Origin of the sequence: Achromobacter sp. E1 (genome assembly GCF_037039475.1) — a bacterium.
GTDB lineage: Bacteria > Pseudomonadota > Gammaproteobacteria > Burkholderiales > Burkholderiaceae_B > Achromobacter > Achromobacter mucicolens.
Genome location: NZ_CP146253.1, coordinates 3,960,522 through 3,981,015 on the forward strand (window position 1 = coordinate 3,960,522; position 20,494 = coordinate 3,981,015).

The following is a 20,494-nucleotide window of genomic DNA, read 5'->3' on the forward strand; positions in this document are numbered from 1 at the left end:
CAACGAGGAGACAAGAAAATGTACGCAGTCATCGTCGCGCTGGTTGTCATTGCGCTCCTGGCCGCCGTGTTGCTGGGCGTGCGCCCCATCCGACGGGCGCTGTTGTCCGCGCCGATCTTCAACCTGTATCGCAAGGTGTTGCCGCAGATGTCGGACACCGAGCGCGATGCGCTCGAGGCGGGCACCGTCTGGTGGGAAGGCGAGCTCTTTCGCGGCCGGCCCGACTGGAGCCGTCTGCTGGCCTATCCCCGCCCGCAGCTGACCGACGAAGAGCAGCGTTTTCTGGACAACCAGGCCGAGACCGCGTGCCGCATGGTCAACGACTGGCACGTCACGCAAGAGCGCTTCGACCTGCCCGCCGACGTCTGGAACTATCTGAAGTCCGAGGGCTTCCTCGGCATGATCATTCCCAAGCAGTACGGCGGCCTTGCGTTCTCCGCTTACGCCCATTCCGAAATCGTGACCAAGCTATCCACGCGTTCTTCGGCGCTGGCCGTGTCGGTCATGGTCCCGAACTCGCTGGGTCCGGCCGAACTGTTGCTGCATTACGGCACCGAGGAACAGAAGAACCACTATCTGCCGCGCCTGGCCCGCGGCGAGGAAGTGCCGGCGTTTGCGCTGACCAGCCCGTGGGCGGGTTCGGATGCGGCCGCCATTCCCGACAGCGGCATCGTCTGCAAGGGCGAATGGCAGGGCCGCGAGGTGATCGGCATGCGCGTCACCTGGGACAAGCGCTACATCACGCTCGCGCCCGTCTGCACGTTGCTGGGCCTGGCATTCCGCCTGTACGACCCAGACGGCCTGCTGGGCGGCAAGAAGGACCTGGGCATCACCTGCGCGCTCGTGCCGCACGACCACCCCGGCGTGGACACCGGCCGGCGCCACTTCCCGCTGAACGCCATGTTCATGAACGGCCCCACGCGCGGCGCCGACGTCTTCATGCCGCTGGACTTCATCATCGGCGGTCCCGCCATGGCCGGGCAGGGCTGGCGCATGCTGATGGAATGCCTGGCCGCCGGCCGCTCGATCTCGCTGCCTTCCTCGAATACCGGCATGTCCAAGCTGACGGCGCGCGCCGTGGGCGGCTATGCACGCGTGCGCAGCCAGTTCCGCATGCCGGTCGGCAAGTTCGAAGGCGTCGAAGAGGCGCTGGCGCGCATCGGCGGACACACCTACATGATGGACGCCGCGCGCACCATGACGGCCGGCGCGGTGGACCTGGGCGAAAAGCCTTCGGTCGTGTCGGCCATCGTCAAGTATCACGTCACGGAGCGCGCGCGCCAGGTCGTCAACGACGGCATGGACGTGATCGGCGGCAAGGGCATCTGCCTGGGACCGTCCAACTTCCTGGGCCGCGCCTACCAGCAGATCCCCATCGGCATCACGGTCGAAGGCGCCAATATCCTGACGCGCAGCCTCATCATCTTCGGTCAGGGCGCGATCCGCTGCCACCCCTACGTGCTGGCCGAAATGCAGGCTGCGCAATCGCCGGACCGCAAGCGGGGGCTGGATGATTTCGACGCCGCGTTCTGGGGCCACGCGGGCTTCGTGGCGCGCAACACGTTCCGTGCGCTGGGCACGTCGCTGACCGGCGCGCGGTTTGCCGCCGTGAACGCCGACGTCTCGCCCGCAATGAAGCGCTACTACCAGCTGCTGGGCCGTTATTCCGCGGCATTCGCGATGCTGGCCGACACCTCGATGCTGGTGCTGGGCGGCAGTCTGAAGCGGCGCGAGCGCCTGTCGGCGCGGCTGGGCGACGTGCTGTCGCAGATGTACCTGATCAGCGCTACGCTCAAGCGTTTCGAGGACGAAGGCCGGCAGGCCGCCGACGCGCCGCTCGCGCATTGGTCCATCCAGGACGCATTGTGCAAATTGCAGGAAGCCTTTGACGGCGTGCTGGACAACTTCCCGAACCGTGCGGTGGCCTGGATCATTCGCCGCATCGTGTTTCCGTGGGGCCACAGCCAGATCCCGCCGTCGGACCAGCTTGGCCAGGACGTGGCCCGGCTGCTCATCAGCCCCAGCGCCACGCGCGACCGCCTGACCGCCGGCTGCCATCTGCCCGCCACCGCGGACGAGCCCGTGGGCGCGATCGAGCAGGCGCTGGCCGCCACGCTGGACGCCGAGCCGATCGAGGCCAAGATCCGCGAACTGGAAAAGCGCGGCGTGCTGGACGGAAATCCGCAAGCGAATGTGCGCGACATCGCCGACGCGGCGGTGGCCATCGGCGGCATCACCGCGGAAGAGTACGCGGTGGTCAAGCGCCGCAACCGCTTGCGCGACACCGTGGTGAAAGTGGATGATTTCCCCTTTGACCTCGGCGCCGCCGACGCGTACCGGCCCACGGCCGAACGCAAGGTCGCCTGAGGGAGGTAGCGGATGGCATTCAAACCGGTTTACGTCGTCGACGGTTCACGCACGCCCTTTTTGAAGGCCCGCACGGGCCCGGGCCCCTTCTCCGCCGGGGATCTGGCGGTGCAGGCCGGCCGCGCCCTGATCCTGCGCCAGCCCTACGCGCCCACCGACCTTGACGAGGTCATCGTGGGTTGCGCGGCGCCCTCGCCCGAAGAGGTCAACATCGGCCGCGTGATTTCGCTGCGGCTCGGTTGCGGCGATCGGGTGCCCGGCTGGACCGTCATGCGCAACTGCGCATCGGGCATGCAGGCGCTGGATTCGGCCATTGCAAACATCCAGAACGGCCGGTCGCACCTGGTGCTGGCCGGCGGCACCGATGCGCTGTCGCGCGCGCCGGTGCTGTTTTCGGACGGCATGGTGCGCTCGCTGTCGCGCTGGTACGCCGCGCGCGGCGTGGGCGCCAAGCTCAAGGCGCTGGGCGGATTCCGGCCCAAGCTCCTGGCGCCCGTGATCGGCCTGCTCAAGGGCCTGACGGACCCGGTTGTGGGCCTGTCGATGGGTCAGACCGCCGAGAACGTCGCCACGCTGTTCAATATCGACCGCGCCGCCATGGATGCGTACGCCGCGCGCAGCCACCAGCGCGCGCTGGCGGCCCGCGCCGCCGGCATGCCCGAGGTCACGCCGGTCATCGACATGCAGGGCACGCTGCACGCCGCGGACGACGGTGTGCGCGAAGACTCCACGCCCGACAAGCTGGCCAAGCTCAAGCCGGTGTTCGACAAGCCGTGGGGCAACATCACCGCAGGCAATAGTTCGCAAGTCACCGACGGCGCGGCCATGCTGGTGCTGGCTTCGGAAGAAGCCGTGCGCAAATGGAACCTGCGCCCGCTGGGCCGCATCGTCGATTCGCAATGGGCCGGGCTGGATCCCGCGATCATGGGCCTGGGCCCCGTGCATGCGGCCACGCCGATCCTGCAGCGCCATGGGCTGGGCTTGAATGACCTGGACCTGTGGGAGATCAACGAAGCCTTCGCGGCGCAGGTGCTAGGCTGCCTGGCCGCGTGGCGGGACGAGGCCTACTGCCAGGAAAACTTCGGCACGCCCGCCTGGGGCGAACTGGACCCCGCGCGGCTCAACGTCGACGGCGGCGCCATTGCCATCGGGCACCCGGTGGGCGCCTCGGGGGCACGCATCGTGCTGCATCTGCTGCATGCGCTCAAGCGCCGGGGCGCCCGGCGCGGCATGGCGGCCATCTGCATCGGCGGCGGCCAAGGCGGCGCGATGCTGGTCGAAACCCTGGACGAGGACCGCCCATGACGACATTGGATACGCTTTCCCACTGGCGCCTGGACCGCGACCCCGACGGGCTCGCCTGGCTGACCTTCGACCGCGCGGGCAGCGCGGTCAACGCTCTGTCGGCCGACACCATGACCGAACTCTCGGTCGTGCTTGACGCGCTGGACCGCGATCCGCCCCAGGGCCTCATCATCCAGTCCGGCAAGGCGACGGGCTTCATCGTGGGCGCGGACGTCAACGAGTTCGCCACGCTGGACACGCCTGAGCAGGCCCGCGGGCTGGTGTCGCGCGGCTGGAATCTCATGAACCGCCTGGCTGGCGTGCGCTATCCGACGCTGGCGCTGATCCAGGGGCATTGCCTGGGCGGCGGCCTGGAACTGGCGCTGGCTTGCCGCTACCGGCTGGTGGCGGACCAGCCCGGCGCCTCGCTGGCGCTGCCCGAAGTCATGCTTGGCATCTTTCCCGGCTGGGGCGGCATGCTACGCCTGCCGCAGGTGATCGGCGCGCCGGCCGCGCTGGACATGATGCTGACCGGCCGCGGCGCCGATGCCCGCCGCGCGGCCGCGTTGGGGCTGGTGGACGCGCGCGTGCCGCCACGCCTGCTGCTGACCGCGGCGCGCCAGACGGTCCTGTCGCGCAAGCCCGCCCGGCGCGCGCGCGGCCTGGGCGCGTTGCTGAACCGCTGGCCGCTGAAAGCCATCGTCGCCAACCGCGCCCGCAAGCAGATTGCCGCGAAGGATCCGCTGGGCCATTACCCGGCCGCGCCCGCCATCGTGGAAATCTGGGAAAAGCATGGCGGCAATGCGCTCAAGGCGCCCGACCTCATCGACCGCATTATTTCGTCCGGCACGGCGCGCAATCTGCTGCGCGTCTTCCGCCTGCAAGAGCGTCTGAAGGCCAACGGCAAGCAGCCCGGCGTTGCGCCCGCGCGCCATGTGCACGTGGTGGGCGCGGGCGTAATGGGCGGCGACATTGCCGCCTGGTGCGCGTACAAGGGCATGACTGTGACCCTGCAGGACCAGGAGATGTCCCGCATCGCGCCGGCCCTCAAGCGCGCCGCAGCGCTTTACACGCGGCGTTTGAAGGATCCGCGCCTGGCGCGCGCCGCCTTCGACCGGCTGGTGCCGGACCCGGAAGGCAACGGCGTGCCGCTGGCCGACGTCATCATCGAGGCCATCAGCGAACAGCCCGACGCCAAACGCGCGCTGTACCGGTCGCTGGAACCGCGCATGAAGCCGGATGCGCTGCTGGCCACCAACACGTCCAGCCTGTCGCTTGAAACGCTGCGCGAAGGCCTGGCGCGGCCGGAGCGCCTGGTGGGCATTCATTTCTTCAATCCCGTGGCCAAGATGCCGCTCGTGGAAGTCGTGCACGCGCAAGGCGGCGACCCCGACGCCCAGACCCGCGCCTGCGCCTTTGTGGGGCAGATCGACAAGCTGGCGCTGCCGGTCAAGAGCGCGCCCGGCTTCCTGGTGAACGCGGTGCTGGCACCCTACATGCTGCAGGCCATGCGCAGCGTGGACGAAGGCGTCGCGCCGAAAACCGTGGACGCCGCGATGGTGGCCTTCGGCATGCCGATGGGGCCGCTGGAGCTGGCCGACACCGTGGGCCTGGACATCGCACGCGACGCCGGCGCGCAACTGGCCGGCGGCGCCGAGCCGCCGCGCTGCCTGGCCGAGCGCCTGGCGCGCAACGAGCTGGGCAAAAAGAGCGGCAAAGGCTTTTACACCTGGCGCGATGGCAAGCCGGTCAAGCAGCGCGGCGCGGACCCCGCCGCCGCGCCCGCCGGCCTGGCCCAGCGCCTGATCCAGCCGCTCATCGACGCCACGCGGGAACGTGTCGCGGGCGGCATCGTGGCCGACGCCGATCTGGCCGACGCGGGCGTGATTTTTGGGACGGGCTTCGCGCCATTCACGGGAGGCCCCTTGCATTACGAAGCAGGCAGCACCAAGCAGGACCGCAGCACAGCGGCTCGCGCCGATTAGACCGGCGAAACCAGGCCGGCAGTGGAAGAGAGACACACATCCAACTCGAGGAGGCAGTACCATGCGCAGACGTCCATTGTCCCTGAGCACCCTGTCGGCCATCCTGGTCGGCCTGGGCGCATCCGCAACGTCCTACGGCGCCGGTTTTCAGCTCTTGGAGCAGAACGCCAGCGGCCTGGGCAACGCGTATGCGGGCTCGGCGGCAAACCCGGAGAATGCCAGCATCATGTATTTCAACCCGGCAGGCTTGACCTATCTGCCGGGCCTTAATTTCTCCGGCGGGGTAAACCTGATCAAACCGTCGTTCAAGTTTTCGGACAACGGAAACAGCCGCAACCCCAGCGCGCCGGGCATTCCCGGATCGGGCTTGAACGGTTCGGTTCCCACCGGCGGCAATGGCGGGGACGCGGGCCATCTGGGCGTCGTGCCCAACCTCTACGCCTCCTGGCAACTGAACGAGCAGTGGTACATCGGTCTGGGCGTCGGCGCACCGTTCGGCCTGATGACCGAATACGACGACGGCTGGGTCGGTCAATACCACTCGAACAAGTTCGACATCAAGACCATCAACGTCAACCCGTCCATCGCCTACAAGGTCAACGAGAAATTCTCGATGGGCTTCGGCGTGAACTGGCAACACATCGACGCCACCTACAAGAAAAAAACCGTGGTGCCCATCGCGGGGCTGCCGCTGGCCACCAATGGCGACGCCGACCTGAACCTGAAGGGCGATGCATGGGGCTGGAACGTCGGCTTCATGCTGCAACCCACCGAAGACACGCGCATCGGCCTGTCGTACCGCTCGAAGATCAAGCACTCGGCCAAGGGCGACACCGACATCGACAACATCGGCCCCACCGGCCAGTCCGTGTCGTTCGATGCCAAGGCCAACGTCGACCTGCCCGACACGTTGATTCTTAGCGCCACGCACCAGCTCAACGAAAAATGGGAACTGCTGGGCGACGTGTCGTGGACCGGCTGGAGCAGCATCCCCCAGTTGAAGATCAAGAACTCGGGTCCGGGCGCGCGCGACGATGTGCTGCCGCTCAACTTCCGCGATACCTGGCGCGTTGCCGTGGGCACCAACTACAAGTTCGCCCCCGCCTGGAAGTGGAAGTTCGGCCTGGCGTTCGATCAGTCGCCGGTGCATGACGCCGCCGACCGTCCCACGTCCCTGCCCGACAACGACCGCTACTGGTTCTCGACCGGCGTGCAATGGGCCGCCACGAAGGACACCACGATCGACCTGGGCTACACCTATCTGTACCTGCGCAAGACGGACATCGACACCACGTCCGGCAGCGCGGCCACCAAGGGCCGTGTCGCGGGCACCTACGACAGCAGCGGCCACATCCTCGGCCTGCAACTCTCGTCCCGCTTCTAGCCGTGAACGGGGGACGGCCGCGCGCCGTCCCCCGCTTTTTCAGGAGACTCCCTTGAGCAAGTTCGTCGTCAAAAACGTCGCCGTGCTGGGTGCCGGCGTCATGGGCGCGCAGATCGCCGCCCACCTGGCCAATGCCGGCGTGCCGGTCACGCTGTTCGACCTGGCCGCCCGCGAAGGCGACCGCAACGGCACCGTCAAGAAGGCGCTGGCCGGCCTGAAAAAACTGGAACCCGCGCCGCTGGCCGGCGCCTCGCGCCTGACGCTCATCACGCCCGCCAATTACGATGACGACCTCGCCCGCCTGAGCGGCTGCGACCTCGTCATCGAAGCCATCGCCGAGCGCATGGATTGGAAGACGGCACTGTACGAGCGCATCGCGCCGCACGTGGCGCCCGGCGCCATCGTGGCCTCGAATACGTCCGGCCTGTCCATCGACGCGCTGGCCAACGCCCTGCCCGCCGGGCTGCGCGACCGCTTCTGCGGCATCCATTTCTTCAATCCGCCGCGCTACATGCGCCTGGTGGAGATCATTGCCACCTCGCACACGCAACCGGACGTGCTGGACCAGCTGGAAACCTGGCTGACCTCCGCGCTGGGCAAGGGCGTGATCCGCGCGCTGGACACCCCGAACTTCGTTGCCAACCGCATTGGCGTGTTTTCGATCCTGGCCGCCATGCACCATACCGCGCGGCTGGGCCTGGCCTTCGACGAAGTCGACGCGCTGACCGGTCCCAAGATCGGCCGCCCCAAGAGCGCCACGTACCGCACCGCCGACGTGGTGGGCCTGGACACGCTGGCCCACGTGGTGGGCACGATGGAAAAGAACCTGCCCGACGATCCTTGGCACCGGTACTTCGCGCTGCCGGATTGGCTGTCGGCCCTGATCTCCAAGGGCGCGCTGGGCCAAAAGAGCGGCGCGGGTGTCTACCGCAAGCAGGGCCGAGAGATCCAGGTGCTGGATCTGAAAAAGCAGGATTACGCGCCGGGCACGGGCAAGCTGGCCGATGAAGTCGCCACGCTGCTCAAGGAACGCGATCCGGCCAAGCGCTTTGCCGCCCTGCGCGCCAGCGAGCATCCGCAGGCGCAATTCCTGTGGAGCCTGTTCCGCGACATCTTCCATTACAGCGCCGTGCAGCTCGAGCACGTGGCCGACAACGCGCGCGACCTGGACCTGGCCATGCGCTGGGGCTTCGGCTGGTCGCAAGGCCCGTTCGAAACCTGGCAGGCCGCGGGCTGGCAGGCCATCGCCGCCGCCGTGGCCGAGGACATCGCCGCCGGCCGCGCCATGAGCGACACGCCCCTGCCCGCCTGGGTGCTGGAGCCGGACCGCCAGGGCGTGCATGCGCCGCAAGGCTCGTACTCCGCCCGCACGGGCAAGCTGCACCCACGCTTGACGTTGCCGGTGTACGCGCGCCAGCTGTTCCCGGAACGCGTCGTGGGCGAAGCCGCCGACGACCGCGGCGTCACGGTCTGGGAAAACGAAGGCGTGCGCCTGTGGAATCTGCCGCAGGTCGACGCCGGCATCGCCATCCTGTCGGTCACTTCGCGCAACCACACGCTGGGCGCCGAGGTGCTGGAAGGCGTGCTGCAGGCGGTGGCCAAGGCCGAACGTGAATTCGACGGCCTGGTCATCTGGCACGACGCGCCGTTTGCGGTGGGCGCCAACCTGCAGCAGGTCGTTGAAGCCTGCGCGGCGGGCCAGTGGGACATGCTGGAAGCCACGGTCGAAAAATTCCAGCGGGCTTCGCAGTCGTTCAAGTACGCGCAGATCCCGACCGTTGCCGCGGTGCAGGGCATGGCGCTGGGCGGCGGCTGCGAATTCCTGATGCACGCCTCGCACCGCGTGCTGGCGTTGGAAAGCTACATCGGGTTGGTCGAGGCCGGCGTCGGCCTCATTCCGGCGGGCGGCGGCAGCAAGGAGTTCGCCGCGCGTGCGGCGGCGCTGGCGGCCAAGACGGCCACGCCCGGCGAAGTCTTCCCCTACCTGCAACCGGTCTTCCAGACCATTGCGATGGCCCAGGTCGCCAAGAGCGCACTGGAAGCCATCGAGGCCGGCTTTGCCCGCGAACACGACATCGTGCTGTTCCATCCCGGCGAACTGTTGTACGTGGCCATCGGCCAGGCGCGCGCCGCGGCACAGGCAGGTTATACGCCGCCCGCCCGGCTGCAGAACGTGCCGGTGGCTGGCCGCAACGGCATCGCCAACTTCGAGATGGTGCTGGTCAACATGCGCGAAGGCGGCATGATCAGCGCGCACGACTACCGCGTGGCCCGCAGCGCGGCCGTCGCGCTGTGCGGTGGCGAGGTCGAGACCGGCACCAAGGTCGACGAAGAATGGCTGCTGGCCGTGGAGCGCAAGGAATTCGTGGCGCTGCTGCGCACGCCCGAGACCCAAGCGCGCATCCGCCACACCCTGGAAACCGGCAAGCCGCTACGGAATTGATCCCCCCCAGGCGCCTGCGGCGCTTCCCCCAGGGGCGCCGCAAGCGGACCGGCAAAGCCGGATCCGCGCGGCCCCGCTTGTGGGAGACCATTTTGCGCGGGGGGTCCGATTGATATATCTCGCTATTGTTAGTTGAGGAAATGGATATGAGCACGCAGATCCAAGACGCCTACATCGTTGCCGCCACGCGCCTGCCCGTGGGCAAGCGCAATGGCGCCTACATCACCACCCGACCCGACGACATGCTGGCCGCCGCGCTGAACGGCGCGCTGGCGCAGGCGCCCGGGCTGGACGCCGCCCGCATCGACGACGTAATCGCCGGATGCGCCATGCCCGAGGCCGAACAGGGCATGAACGTGGCCCGCATCAGCCTGCTGCTGGCCGGCCTGCCGCAAAGCGTGGCGGGCGTCACCGTCAACCGCTTCTGCGCGTCGGGACTGCAGGCCGTGGCGGATGCCGCCGCCCGCATTCGGCTGGGCGAGGCCGACATCATGATCGGCGCGGGCACCGAATCCATGAGCGCCATGCCGCAGATCATGGGCAACAAGGTGTCCATGAACCCAGCCATCTTCGCTCACGAAGAAAACATCGGCATGGCGTTCGGCATGGGCCTGACCGGCGAAAAGGTCGCCGAACGCTGGAAGGTGTCGCGCGAGGATCAGGACGCCTTTGCGCTGGCCTCGCACCAGAAGGCCTGCGCGTCGATTGCCGCCGGCCACTTCCGCGCCGAGACCACGCCTTTTGAGGTCGTCACGCACCTGCCGGACGGCGCCAGCGGCGCGGTGCGCGTGGCGCGCCGCCTCGTCGAGGTCGACGAAGGCCCGCGTCCCGACAGCAGTCTGGAAGCGCTGGCGCGGCTCAAGCCGGTCTTCTCCACGCGCGGCAGCGTCACGGCGGGCAACAGCTCGCAGATGTCGGACGGCGCGGCGGCCGTGATCCTGGTGTCCGATCGCATCCTGCGCGAATTCAACCTGAGCCCGCTGGCGCGCTTCGTGGGCTTTGCCGTGGCCGGTGTGCCGCCCGAGGTCATGGGCATCGGCCCTGTCGCCGCCATCCCGAAGGTGCTGGAACGCGCCGGCATCAAGCAGGACGCGCTGGACTGGATCGAGCTCAACGAGGCGTTTGCGGCCCAGTCGCTGGCCGTGATCCGCGAGCTGAACCTGGATCCGGCCAAGGTCAATCCGCTGGGCGGCGCCATTGCGCTGGGCCACCCGCTGGGAGCCACGGGCGCGATCCGCACCGCGACGATCACGCACGGGCTGCGCCGCACCGGCGGCAAATACGGGCTGGTCACGATGTGCATCGGCACCGGCATGGGCGCGGCCGGCCTGTTCGAGGCCATGTAACCAAACGGCGGCCAGCGTGAAGCCCTACTGGTTCAAGAACCTGTCGCCCCAGTGGCGCGCGCGGCTGATGCGGGTGGGCTTCAACCTGCATCCGGCCTTTCGCGCCACCGGCGGCCGCGTGCTGCACGTGTCGCCGGACTTTCAGCACATCCGCATCAAGCTGCCGCTCTTGCGCCGCACCCGCAACATCGTGGGCTCGATGTACGGCGGCTCGCTCTTTGCGGTAACCGACGGCGCCCACCCGACCATGCTGATGTCGGCGTTGGGCCCGGATCACATCGTCTGGGACAAGGCGGCCTCCATCCGTTTCCGCAAGCCCGCCTACACCACGCTGTATGTCGACTTCCGGCTGCCGCCGGGCGAGATCGCCGAAATCCGGCGCTTGCTCGCCACGCACCACGAAACGACCCGCACCTATACGGTCGAACTGAAGGACAAGGACGACGTCGTGTACGCCGTCGTGGAACGCACGATCTACATCGCAGACAAGAAGTTCTACAAGCAGAAGAACACTGGAGGTGACAAATGCGTTTCAACCCCGGAGGGCGCACCGCCGCCCTGAGCCTGATTCTCGCGGCCTGCCTGGCGGGCGCGCCCGCCTTTGCCGACGTGGACGTTGCCGGCGTGCGCGTGCCCGAACAGCTTGCCGAAGGCAGCCAGGCGCTGACGCTGAACGGCGCGGGCCTGCGCACCCGTTTCGTCGTGAAGGTCTACGTGGCCGCGCTGTACGTCACCACGAAAAGCCACGACGCCGCGGCACTCATTGACAGCACGCAGCCGCGCCGCATGCGGCTGCGGATGCTGCGCGACGTGGACAGCAAAAGCCTGGACGGCGCGCTGCAGGACGGATTGCGAGACAATACGACCTCGCAGGAACTTGCCGCGCTGAAAGCGCCCGCCGAGCGCCTGTCACGCTTGATGAGCGACATTGGCGCCGCGCGCGAGGGCGACGTCATCGATCTGGACTTCGATGCCCGCGGCGTCGCCATTGCCAGCAACGGCAAGCCGCGCGGGCGCATCGACGATCCCGCCTTCGCCCGCGCCCTGCTTCGCGTCTGGCTGGGCGACAGCCCCGCGCAGGCCTCCCTGAAGAAAGCCCTGCTGGGCAACTAGGGCCTCGCGCCCCAACGGAACCGCAAGACATGGAACGAATCTGGCACAAGAGCTATCCCTACGGTGTGCCCGCCGAGATCGGGACCGACAGCGCGACCACCCTGGTGACGATCATCCAGGAAAGCTTCCGGCGCTTTCCCGGCAAGACGGCCTACATCAGCATGGGCAAATCGATCACCTATGCCGAACTGGACGCGCTGACGCGACGCTTCGCCGCATGGCTGCACGCGAACGGCCTTGGCCGCGGCGACCGCGTCGCGCTGATGATGCCCAATCTGCTGCAGTATCCCGTCTGCCTCTTCGGCGCCCTGCGCGCCGGCTGCATCGTGGTGAACTGCAACCCGCTCTACACCGCGCACGAGCTTGAACACCAGCTTGCCGATGCGGGCGCGCGCGCCATCGTGGTCGCGGACAACTTTGCGGCCACGCTGCAAAAGGCGTTGCCCGCCACGCAAATCGAACGCGTGCTGGTGACTTCCATCGGCGAGATGCTGGGTCCCATCAAGGGTCGTCTTGTGGACTTTGCCGTGCGGCACGTCAAGCGCATGGTGCCGGCGTGGTCGCTGCCCGGCTCGCAGAAACTGGGCGATGCGCTGCGCCAGGCCCGCGACCTGCCGTTCACCGACGTGCCGCTCACGGCTGCCGACCTGGCATTCCTGCAGTACACGGGCGGCACGACCGGCGTCGCCAAAGCCGCCATGCTGTCGCACGGCAACCTGGTGGCAAACGTCAGTCAGGCCTACGCCTGGGTCAGGCCCCTGGTGAAAGACGGCGAGGAATGCATCGTCACGGCCCTGCCGCTGTATCACATCTTCGCCCTGACGGCGAACTGCCTGACGTTCATGAAACTGGGCGCAAGCAACCTGCTCATCATCAATCCGCGCGATATTCCGGGGCTGATAAAAGAGATGGGCAAGGTGCCGTTCTCGGCATTCACAGGCGTGAACACGCTCTTTAACGCGCTGCTCAACCACTCGGATTTTGCCCACCTGGATTTCTCGCGGCTGCGCTTGACGATGGGCGGCGGCATGGCGGTGCAGCGCTCGGTCGCAGAACGCTGGCGCGCCGCGACGGGCGTGTCGATCGCGCAGGCTTACGGGCTTACGGAAACGTCGCCCGCCGTCACCATCAATCCCCTGGACACCAAGATCTTCAACGGGTCCATCGGCTTGCCCGTGCCCTCCACCGACCTGTCGATCCGCGACGACGCCGGCCGCGAACTGGGGGTCGGGGAAAACGGCGAGATCTGCGTGCGCGGCCCGCAGGTCACGCAGGGCTATTGGAACCGGCCGGACGAGACGGCGCTGGTCATGTACCCGGACGGCTTCCTGCGCACGGGCGACATCGGCTATGTCGACGAGTCGGGCTATGTCTATCTGGTCGACCGCAAGAAGGACATGATCCTGGTGTCGGGCTTTAACGTGTACCCGAACGAAGTCGAGGACGTGGCCGCGCTGCACCCGGGCGTGCGCGAGGTGGCGGCGGTGGGCGTGCCTGACCAGCGCTCCGGCGAGGCGGTCAAGCTCTACGTAATCCGCAAGGATCCCACGCTGGACGCGGACACGTTGATCGCGCATTGCCGCACGCAGCTCACGGGGTACAAGGTGCCTAGGTATATCGAATTCCGCGACGATCTGCCGCGCACCACCGTGGGCAAGATCCTGCGGCGCGAACTGCGTCCGGACGCGCAAGGCGCGGCGCCGGCCAATGCGCCCCACGCGGCGACCGACGCCATCGACAACGCCCCCGCTCCCGCCATCACCCGCCAGGCGACCGGCCAGGACTGATCGCCGCGGGCGCGCCGCCTTTCCGCCCACGCGGCACTGTCGCACGCGGGCAACAGCGCCCGCGTCGGGCCCGGGCGCGGTTCTGCGCGTCAACCCGCTGAATTCGCAAGGCTTTTCTTCGGCAATTCCCAAAGCCCCGCGCTGCCGCAGGGCTTTTTTTACATCTTCCCCGACGTTCGCTATTGGCTGTGTTCATCAACACAATTAATAATAGTTATCGTTGTTATTTCTATGAGTAACTGGACGCGCCCTTAGCCGCGCCAGTGGGGAGATCCTTTTGAAACGCCATCACACTCCGGCCGCCCTGCGCGCGCGGCTGCGCCCCCGTGTTCCCGCCGCCGCCGCACTGGCCGCCTGCCTGGGCGCGGGCGCCGCGCACGCGCAACCCGAGCAGCCCGCCACGCTGCCCGCCGTGCAGGTCCTCGGCACTGGCGAGACCGCCACCGGCCCCGTCGACGGCTACGTGGCCCGGCGCAGCGCCACCGGCACCAAGACCGACACGCCGCTGTCCGAGACGCCGCAAGCGATCACCGTGATCCCGCGCGAGCAGATCATCGACCAGGGCGCGCAGAACGTGCAAGACACGATGAACTACGCGGCTGGCGTGCGTCCGAATGCCTACGGCGTGGACAACCGCGGAGATTACGTGCGCGTGCGCGGCGTGGAGCCCGTGCAGTACCTGGACGGCCTGCGCCAGTTCTTCAACTACAACAACCCGCGCACCGAGGTCTACGGCCTGGAACGCGTCGAGGTGCTGCGCGGCCCGGCGTCGATGCTGTACGGACAGGGCAGCACGGGCGGCATCGTCAATCTGGTCAGCAAGCGCCCGCAGGCCGAACAGCAGGGCGAAATCGGCGTGCAGCTGGGCAACTTCAACCGCCGCGAAATCCAGGCGGACATCACCGGCCCGCTGACCGAGGACGGTCAGTGGCTGTACCGCGTGGTGGCCCTGGGCCGCGACAGCGACACGCAGGTGCAGTACGCGCAGGACGACCGGATGTTTCTTGCCCCGTCGCTCACGTGGCAGCCCAGCGCGGCCACCTCGCTCACGCTGCAGGCCTCGTGGCAGAAAGACCGCTCCGGCACGACGCAATCGTTCCTGCCCTGGAGCGGCACCGTCGACCACAATCCGAACGGCCGCATCCCCACGCGCCGCTTCGCCAGCGAGCCGGGCTTTGACGCCTACGACACCGAGCAATTCAACGTGGGCTGGCTGTTCGAACACCAGTTCAACGACACCTGGAAGGTCCGCCAGAGCTTTCGCAACACGGTCAGCAGCGTCGACTACAAGTCGCTCTATCCGAACGTTTATGGCGACCGTCGCGGCGATTCGTACATCGACGCCGCGCAGACCACCGTCGACCGCTACTACTACATCAACAAGCCCCGCATGCGCACGCTGCTGGCCGACCAGAACCTGGAAGGCAAGCTGAACTGGGGCCGCACGCAGCACACCGTCATCGTCGGGATGGACTACACGCGCTACCGCGAAACCAGCCAGTCCGACAGCGGGCTGGGATCGCCGCTGAACCTGTACCACCCGGTATACGGCAACGCGCCGGACTACACGCTGACCGACACGCCCAAGCAGCGGCAGCAGCAAATTGGCTTCTACGCGCAGGACCAGATCACGTTCGACAAGAACTGGATTCTGCTGGCGGGCATCCGCCGCGATCGTGTCGAAAGCACGACCGAGGGCCAGGACAAGGAAACCGACCAGGCCACCACCAAGCGCTTCGGCCTGATGTACGCGGCCGACAACGGCTGGTCGCCCTACGTGAGCTACAGCGAGTCCTTCACCCCCATCGCGGGCGCAGACTTCTACAACCAGCGCTGGAAGCCCATGCGCGGCAAGCAGTGGGAAGTGGGCCTGAAGTACATGCCGCCCGGCGCCGACCTGGAATTCACGGCGGCGGCATACGACCTGCGCGAAAGCAACCGCCAGACCAACGATCCGGACAACCCCAACAACCAGATCCAGGCAGGCAAGACGCGCACGCGCGGCGTCGAACTGGAGATGCGCGGCCGCGTCACCCAGAATGTGGACGTGATCGCCAACTACATCTACACCGACATCGATCCGCAGCTTGAGGGCATGCCCAAGCACATGGCGTCGCTGTGGGGCAAATACCGCTTCACGCTCGCGGGCCAGCCCGGCTTCGCGGTCGGCGCCGGCACCCGCTTCCTGTCCAAGTTCCGCGACGGCGGCGCGCCGGAAACGCCGTCGGTGACGCTGTTCGATGCGATGGTCAGCTACACGAACGGACCGTGGCGCTACGCGCTCAACGTCAACAACATCGCGGACCGCACGTATGAAGTGGTGTGCCTGGACCGCGGAGACTGCTTCTACGGCGCGCGCCGCACGGTCATGTTGAGCGGCGCCTACCGCTTCTGACGGTCAAACCGTCCCCATATCCGGGACGGACACCTCGGGTCAACCTGTACGTACATGCTGTACGTACAGGTGTACACTACGATTTTTTCAACCGTCCGACAGACGCGCATATGAACGTCTGCAACCCAGAAAAATCGTCCTGGAGACCCCGATAGTGTCGACCGCAACTACCCGCTCGCCCTTTTTTGGCACGATGCAGAAAATCCCCGGTGGATTGATGCTGGTGCCGCTGATCCTGGGTTCCCTGATCGGCACCTTTGCCCCCGAGGCTCTCGCCATCGGCGGCTTCACCACTGCTCTCTTCAAGAACAGCGCACTGCCGCTGATCGCGCTGCTGATCTTCGCGACCGGCACGCACGTCAACGCCCGCACGGGCGGTCCCATCCTGGCCACCGCCGGCACGATCCTGCTGATGAAGACGCTGGTGCCTGCCACCCTCATCATCATCCTGGGCAGCTACGTCGGTCTTGACGGCCTGTGGGGCGTGTCGATCCTGGCGTTGCTGGCTGCCTTCGACAACAGCAACGGCGGCCTGTGGCTGGCCTACACCGGCCAGTACGGCGATGCCCGCGACCGCGGCGCATATGTGGCCAGCGCGGTCAACGACGGCCCCTTCTTCAGCCTGCTGTTCCTGGGCGCGTCTGGCCTTGCCGACATTCCGATGATCGCCCTGGTGGCCGCGCTGGTGCCCTTCCTGCTGGGCGTGGTCGTGGGCAACCTGGACCCGAAGTGGCGCGACGTGCTCAAGCCCGTGCCGAATATCGTCATCCCGTTCTTCGCCTTTGCCCTGGGCACCGGCATCAATCTGGGCGCGGTCGTCAGCGGCGGCATCAGCGGTCTGATCCTGGGTCTGATCATCAGCCCCATCACCGGCGGTCTGGTCTACCTGGGCTATCGCCTGATCCTGCGCCGCGGCGGCAAGAGCGGCCTGGGCTTTGCGGCCGGCACCACCGCCGGCAACGCCATCGCCACGCCCGCCGTGGTCGCGGCAGCCGACCCCAACTTCCAGCAATACGTGTCGGCCGCCACCGCGCAGGTCGCGGCCTGCGTGCTGATCAGTTCCATTCTGGCCCCGGTGCTGGCATCCTGGTTCCTCAAGCGCGCCGGTGAGCTCAAGTCCGAGGACGCCGATGCCACCGTTGCCCCGCCCCTGACCGAAGCCCGCGGAGAGGCCTTGTGAAACCCGCCATCGCCATCGTCGCCGACGACCTGACCGGATCCGGCGACACCGCCGTGCAATTCGTGCGGGCTGGCTGGTGCACGCACCTGTCCATCGGCGGCGCGGACGAGGCCCTGGCCGGTCCCGCGCACGACGACGTCGAGGTGCTGGCCGTCACGACCAACAGCCGGGCGCTCAGCGCCGCCGATGCCGCCGGCGTCATCGGCCGCAACGTGCGGCAATTGCGTGAAGCCGGCGTGTCGCGCCTGTACAAGAAGGTCGATTCGACCCTGCGCGGCGCCTTCAAGGCCGAGATCGACGCGGCGCGCGACGCCTGGCGCGACGATGCCATCGCGGTGGTCTGCCCGGCCTTTCCGGCCACGGGCCGCACGGTCGAGCAAGGCATTCTGTATGTGAACGGCAAGCCGGTCACCGAGACCTCGGCGGCCACCGACCCGGTCACGCCGGTGACCGAAAGCCATATCCCCACCTTGCTCGGCAGCGCCCACGTGGCGCCGCTGGCGGACGACACGCCGGAAACGCTGGCCGCGCGCATCGCGCAGGCCGGCGCCACCGTGGTGGTCGATGCCGCCACCGATGACGACCTGGAACGGCTGGCGCGCGCCGTCGGGCTGCTGGGCGAGCGCGCCCTGCCCGTGGGCGCGGGCGGCCTGGCCGTGCCGCTTGCCCGCGTGTGGGCGGGCGCCGACCAGACCGCGCCTGTCGTGGTCGTGGTGACCTCGCAGCACAGCGCCGCGCGCGGCCAAGCCGCCGCGCTGCAGGCTGCGGGCGCCGACACCTGGCGCCCGTCGCTCGAGCAACTGGCTGACGAAGCGCAATGGCAGGCCTGGAGCCAGCCGCTGCTGCAGGCGCACGCGCAGGCCCCGCTGGACGCCGGCACGATTCTGCTGCTGGCTCCCGAAGGCCAGCGCGCCGGCCTGGATTCCGACAAGGTCGCCGACCGGCTCGGCAGCCTGGCCGCGCAATTGATTGCCGCCTCGCGGGCGGCCGGCGTGGTCGCCACCGGCGGCGACGGCGCGCGCAGCGTGCTGTTGGCGCTGCAAGCCAACGGCATCGCGCTGGTGGACGAAGTGATGGGCGGCGTGCCTCTGGGCACGCTGACCGGAGGCACGGCCGCAGGCCTGCCCGTGGTGACCAAGGCCGGCGGCTTTGGCACCGAAGACGTACTGGTTCGCGCGGTGCGCGCGATCCGCGACAGGAGATTCAAGCGATGACACAAACCCTTCCCGCGAAGCTGCCCCTCTTGGCTGTGACCTTGGGCGACGTAGCGGGCATCGGGCCGGAAATCACGGCCAAGATGCTCATGGGCCACGACGAACTGCGCCAGAAGGCGCGCCTCTTTGTGGTCGGCGATGCAGACGTCATGGCCAATGCGGTGCGCAATCTGGGCGCCGACCCTGCCATCGTGCGCAAGATCGAGCGCCCGGCCGACGCGACCAACACCCCCGGCCTGATCGAAGTCCTGCAGGCCGGCCCGTCGCTGGCGCACGTGAAGCTGGGCGAGATCAGCGCGGACGCCGGCGACGGCTCGGTCCGCTTTGTCACGACGGCCTGCGCCCTGGCGCGCGCCGGCGAGATCGACGGCATCGTCACCGCCCCGCTGAACAAGGCCGCCATGCACGCCGCCGGCCACAAGTGGCCCGGACACACCGAACTGCTGGCGCATGAGTTCGGCGTCAAGACGTTCTCGCTGGTGCTGTCGGCCGGCGACCTCTATATCTTCCACGCCACGACGCACGTGTCGCTGCGCCAGGCCATCGAAGACGTGAACCCTGCCCGCATGCGCGCCGTGCTGCGACTGGCCGGCTCGTTCGCCACCGCGCTGGGCCGTGCCGACGAACCCGTGGCGGTCGCGGGCCTGAACCCGCACGCCGGTGAGAACGGCATCTTCGGCAGCGAAGACGCGGACATCCTGGCGCCCGCCGTGGCCGAAGCCAACGCCGCCGGCATCCTGGCCGCCGGTCCCATCCCGGCCGACGCGCTGTTCCCGCAGGCCGTCCGCGGCAAGTGGAAGTTCGTGATCGCCTGTTACCACGACCAGGGCCACGCGCCCTTCAAGTCGGTGTACGGCGACGACGGCGTCAACATCACCGTGGGCCTGCCGGTCGTGCGCGTGTCCGTGGACCACGGCACCGCGTTCGACATTGCCGGCAAGGGCATCGCGCGCGAAGACAGCCTGATCCTGGCCGCCGAGCGCGCCGCGCACCTGGCTCCGGGCTGGACGCATGTATGGGAAACTGCGCGGGCACAAACCGGAGGTTGATTCCCATGGCGCCCGCCACGCACGACGCATTGCCCGATCTTGACCGCGCGGGAGACATCCCGCTGCACGCCCAGGTGGCGTCGCGGTTGCGCGGATACATCCGCACGAACAAGCTCGCGGCAGGCGCCGTGCTGCCCAGCGAGGCGGCGCTTTGCGACCGCTTCGGCGTGGCGCGCAGCGTGGTGCGCCAGGCCCTGGCGGCTCTGGCCGCCGAAGGTCTCATTCAACGCGAGACCGGCCGTCCCGCCACCGTGGCGGCGCCGCAGGAACACCGCCGCCTGGTGCAGCGGTCCACCGGTCTTTACGAACAGTTCGCCCAATCCGGTGTTGCGCTGCGCACGCGCGTGCTGGCGCTGGGCCCGGCCGAGCCGCCCGCCGACGTGGCCGAGTTCTTCGGCACCACCCGCCTGTTATTGCTGGAACGCCTGCGCCACGTGGCCGAAGCGCCGCTGGCCTACGTTCGCACCTGGCTGCCCGCCGACGCGGTGCCGGGCCTCGTCGCCGACCATCTGGCCGACGCCTCCCTGCACGGCGTGCTGACGCGGCAGTTCGGCCTGCGCCCCGGCGCGGGGCGCAACCAGATCCGCGCCGTCGCGGCCGACGACAAACTCGCCAGGCTGCTCGACACGCAGACCGGCACGCCGCTGCTGATGCTGCAAGGCCAGGGCATGGACCAGCACGGCAAGCCGCTGGAATGGTTCACCACCTGGCACCGCGCCGAACAACTGGTGTTCGACGTGGACGTCAGCATGGGACACGAAAGCGTGCAGCCGCGGCTGCATGACCCCGCCCCGGAACCGCAGGCGCCGGTCAACGGACACGATCCGCTGGCGCGCGCGCAGGCGCTGGTGGCGGAACTGTCGGCGGAACTGGAACGCTTGCGCGGGCAGTCCTGAACCACGGAACGCTGGCTGGAAACAAATCGGGGCGGCATATTGCCGCCCCGA

At 68.1% G+C, this 20,494-nt stretch carries 14 protein-coding genes; all 14 read left to right on the forward strand.

The window, feature by feature from the left end:
* Nucleotides 1-18 precede the first annotated feature (18 nt).
* The 14 genes from V6V88_RS18355 to V6V88_RS18420 all read left to right on the forward strand — a co-directional run bounded on the left by V6V88_RS18355 (nt 19) and on the right by V6V88_RS18420 (nt 20,443).
* Entirely contained in the window at nt 19-2,367 is a 2,349-nt protein-coding gene (locus V6V88_RS18355) for an acyl-CoA dehydrogenase (RefSeq protein ID WP_338615904.1), read from the forward strand.
* A 12-nt stretch (nt 2,368-2,379) separates the two neighbouring features.
* Nucleotides 2,380-3,672, forward strand: coding sequence for an acetyl-CoA C-acetyltransferase (locus V6V88_RS18360; RefSeq protein ID WP_223576232.1), 1,293 nt, complete (start codon nt 2,380-2,382; stop codon nt 3,670-3,672).
* Nucleotides 3,669-5,636: a 3-hydroxyacyl-CoA dehydrogenase NAD-binding domain-containing protein gene (locus tag V6V88_RS18365; RefSeq protein ID WP_223576233.1), complete on the forward strand. Its 1,968-nt coding sequence runs from the start codon at nt 3,669-3,671 to the stop codon at nt 5,634-5,636. The genes V6V88_RS18360 and V6V88_RS18365 overlap by 4 nt, the downstream gene beginning before the upstream one ends.
* Before the next feature lie 61 nt (nt 5,637-5,697).
* Nucleotides 5,698-7,020 carry an outer membrane protein transport protein gene (locus V6V88_RS18370; RefSeq protein WP_056323651.1) on the forward strand — a complete coding sequence of 441 codons (1,323 nt, stop codon included), beginning with the start codon at nt 5,698-5,700 and terminating at the stop codon, nt 7,018-7,020.
* Between the two features lie 52 nt (nt 7,021-7,072).
* Nucleotides 7,073-9,463, forward strand: a complete 2,391-nt coding sequence (locus V6V88_RS18375) for a 3-hydroxyacyl-CoA dehydrogenase/enoyl-CoA hydratase family protein (RefSeq protein ID WP_338615905.1) — start codon at nt 7,073-7,075, stop codon at nt 9,461-9,463.
* A 146-nt stretch (nt 9,464-9,609) separates the two neighbouring features.
* Nucleotides 9,610-10,809, forward strand: coding sequence for an acetyl-CoA C-acyltransferase (locus tag V6V88_RS18380; protein WP_223576235.1), 1,200 nt, complete (start codon nt 9,610-9,612; stop codon nt 10,807-10,809).
* A gap of 16 nt (nt 10,810-10,825) precedes the next feature.
* Nucleotides 10,826-11,371: a DUF4442 domain-containing protein gene (locus V6V88_RS18385; protein ID WP_223576236.1), complete on the forward strand. Its 546-nt coding sequence runs from the start codon at nt 10,826-10,828 to the stop codon at nt 11,369-11,371.
* A complete protein-coding gene (locus tag V6V88_RS18390; RefSeq protein WP_142054400.1) occupies nt 11,335-11,922 on the forward strand; it encodes a chalcone isomerase family protein in 588 nt (195 codons plus the stop codon). Before V6V88_RS18385 ends, V6V88_RS18390 begins: the two co-directional genes overlap by 37 nt.
* A gap of 29 nt (nt 11,923-11,951) precedes the next feature.
* Entirely contained in the window at nt 11,952-13,709 is a 1,758-nt protein-coding gene (locus V6V88_RS18395; protein WP_338615906.1) for an AMP-binding protein, read from the forward strand.
* Nucleotides 13,710-14,013: 304 nt separating this feature from the next.
* Nucleotides 14,014-16,104, forward strand: a complete 2,091-nt coding sequence (locus tag V6V88_RS18400; RefSeq protein ID WP_062839252.1) for a TonB-dependent siderophore receptor — start codon at nt 14,014-14,016, stop codon at nt 16,102-16,104.
* A gap of 154 nt (nt 16,105-16,258) precedes the next feature.
* Nucleotides 16,259-17,284, forward strand: coding sequence for a 2-keto-3-deoxygluconate permease (locus tag V6V88_RS18405; RefSeq protein ID WP_081100895.1), 1,026 nt, complete (start codon nt 16,259-16,261; stop codon nt 17,282-17,284).
* Nucleotides 17,281-18,498: a D-threonate kinase gene (gene dtnK, locus V6V88_RS18410; RefSeq protein WP_223576239.1), complete on the forward strand. Its 1,218-nt coding sequence runs from the start codon at nt 17,281-17,283 to the stop codon at nt 18,496-18,498. The genes V6V88_RS18405 and dtnK overlap by 4 nt, the downstream gene beginning before the upstream one ends.
* On the forward strand, nt 18,495-19,547 hold the full coding sequence (gene pdxA / locus V6V88_RS18415; protein WP_179689594.1) for a 4-hydroxythreonine-4-phosphate dehydrogenase PdxA: 1,053 nt from the start codon (nt 18,495-18,497) through the stop codon (nt 19,545-19,547). Before dtnK ends, pdxA begins: the two co-directional genes overlap by 4 nt.
* Before the next feature lie 5 nt (nt 19,548-19,552).
* Nucleotides 19,553-20,443: a GntR family transcriptional regulator gene (locus V6V88_RS18420; protein ID WP_056323629.1), complete on the forward strand. Its 891-nt coding sequence runs from the start codon at nt 19,553-19,555 to the stop codon at nt 20,441-20,443.
* Nucleotides 20,444-20,494: the final 51 nt, after the last annotated feature.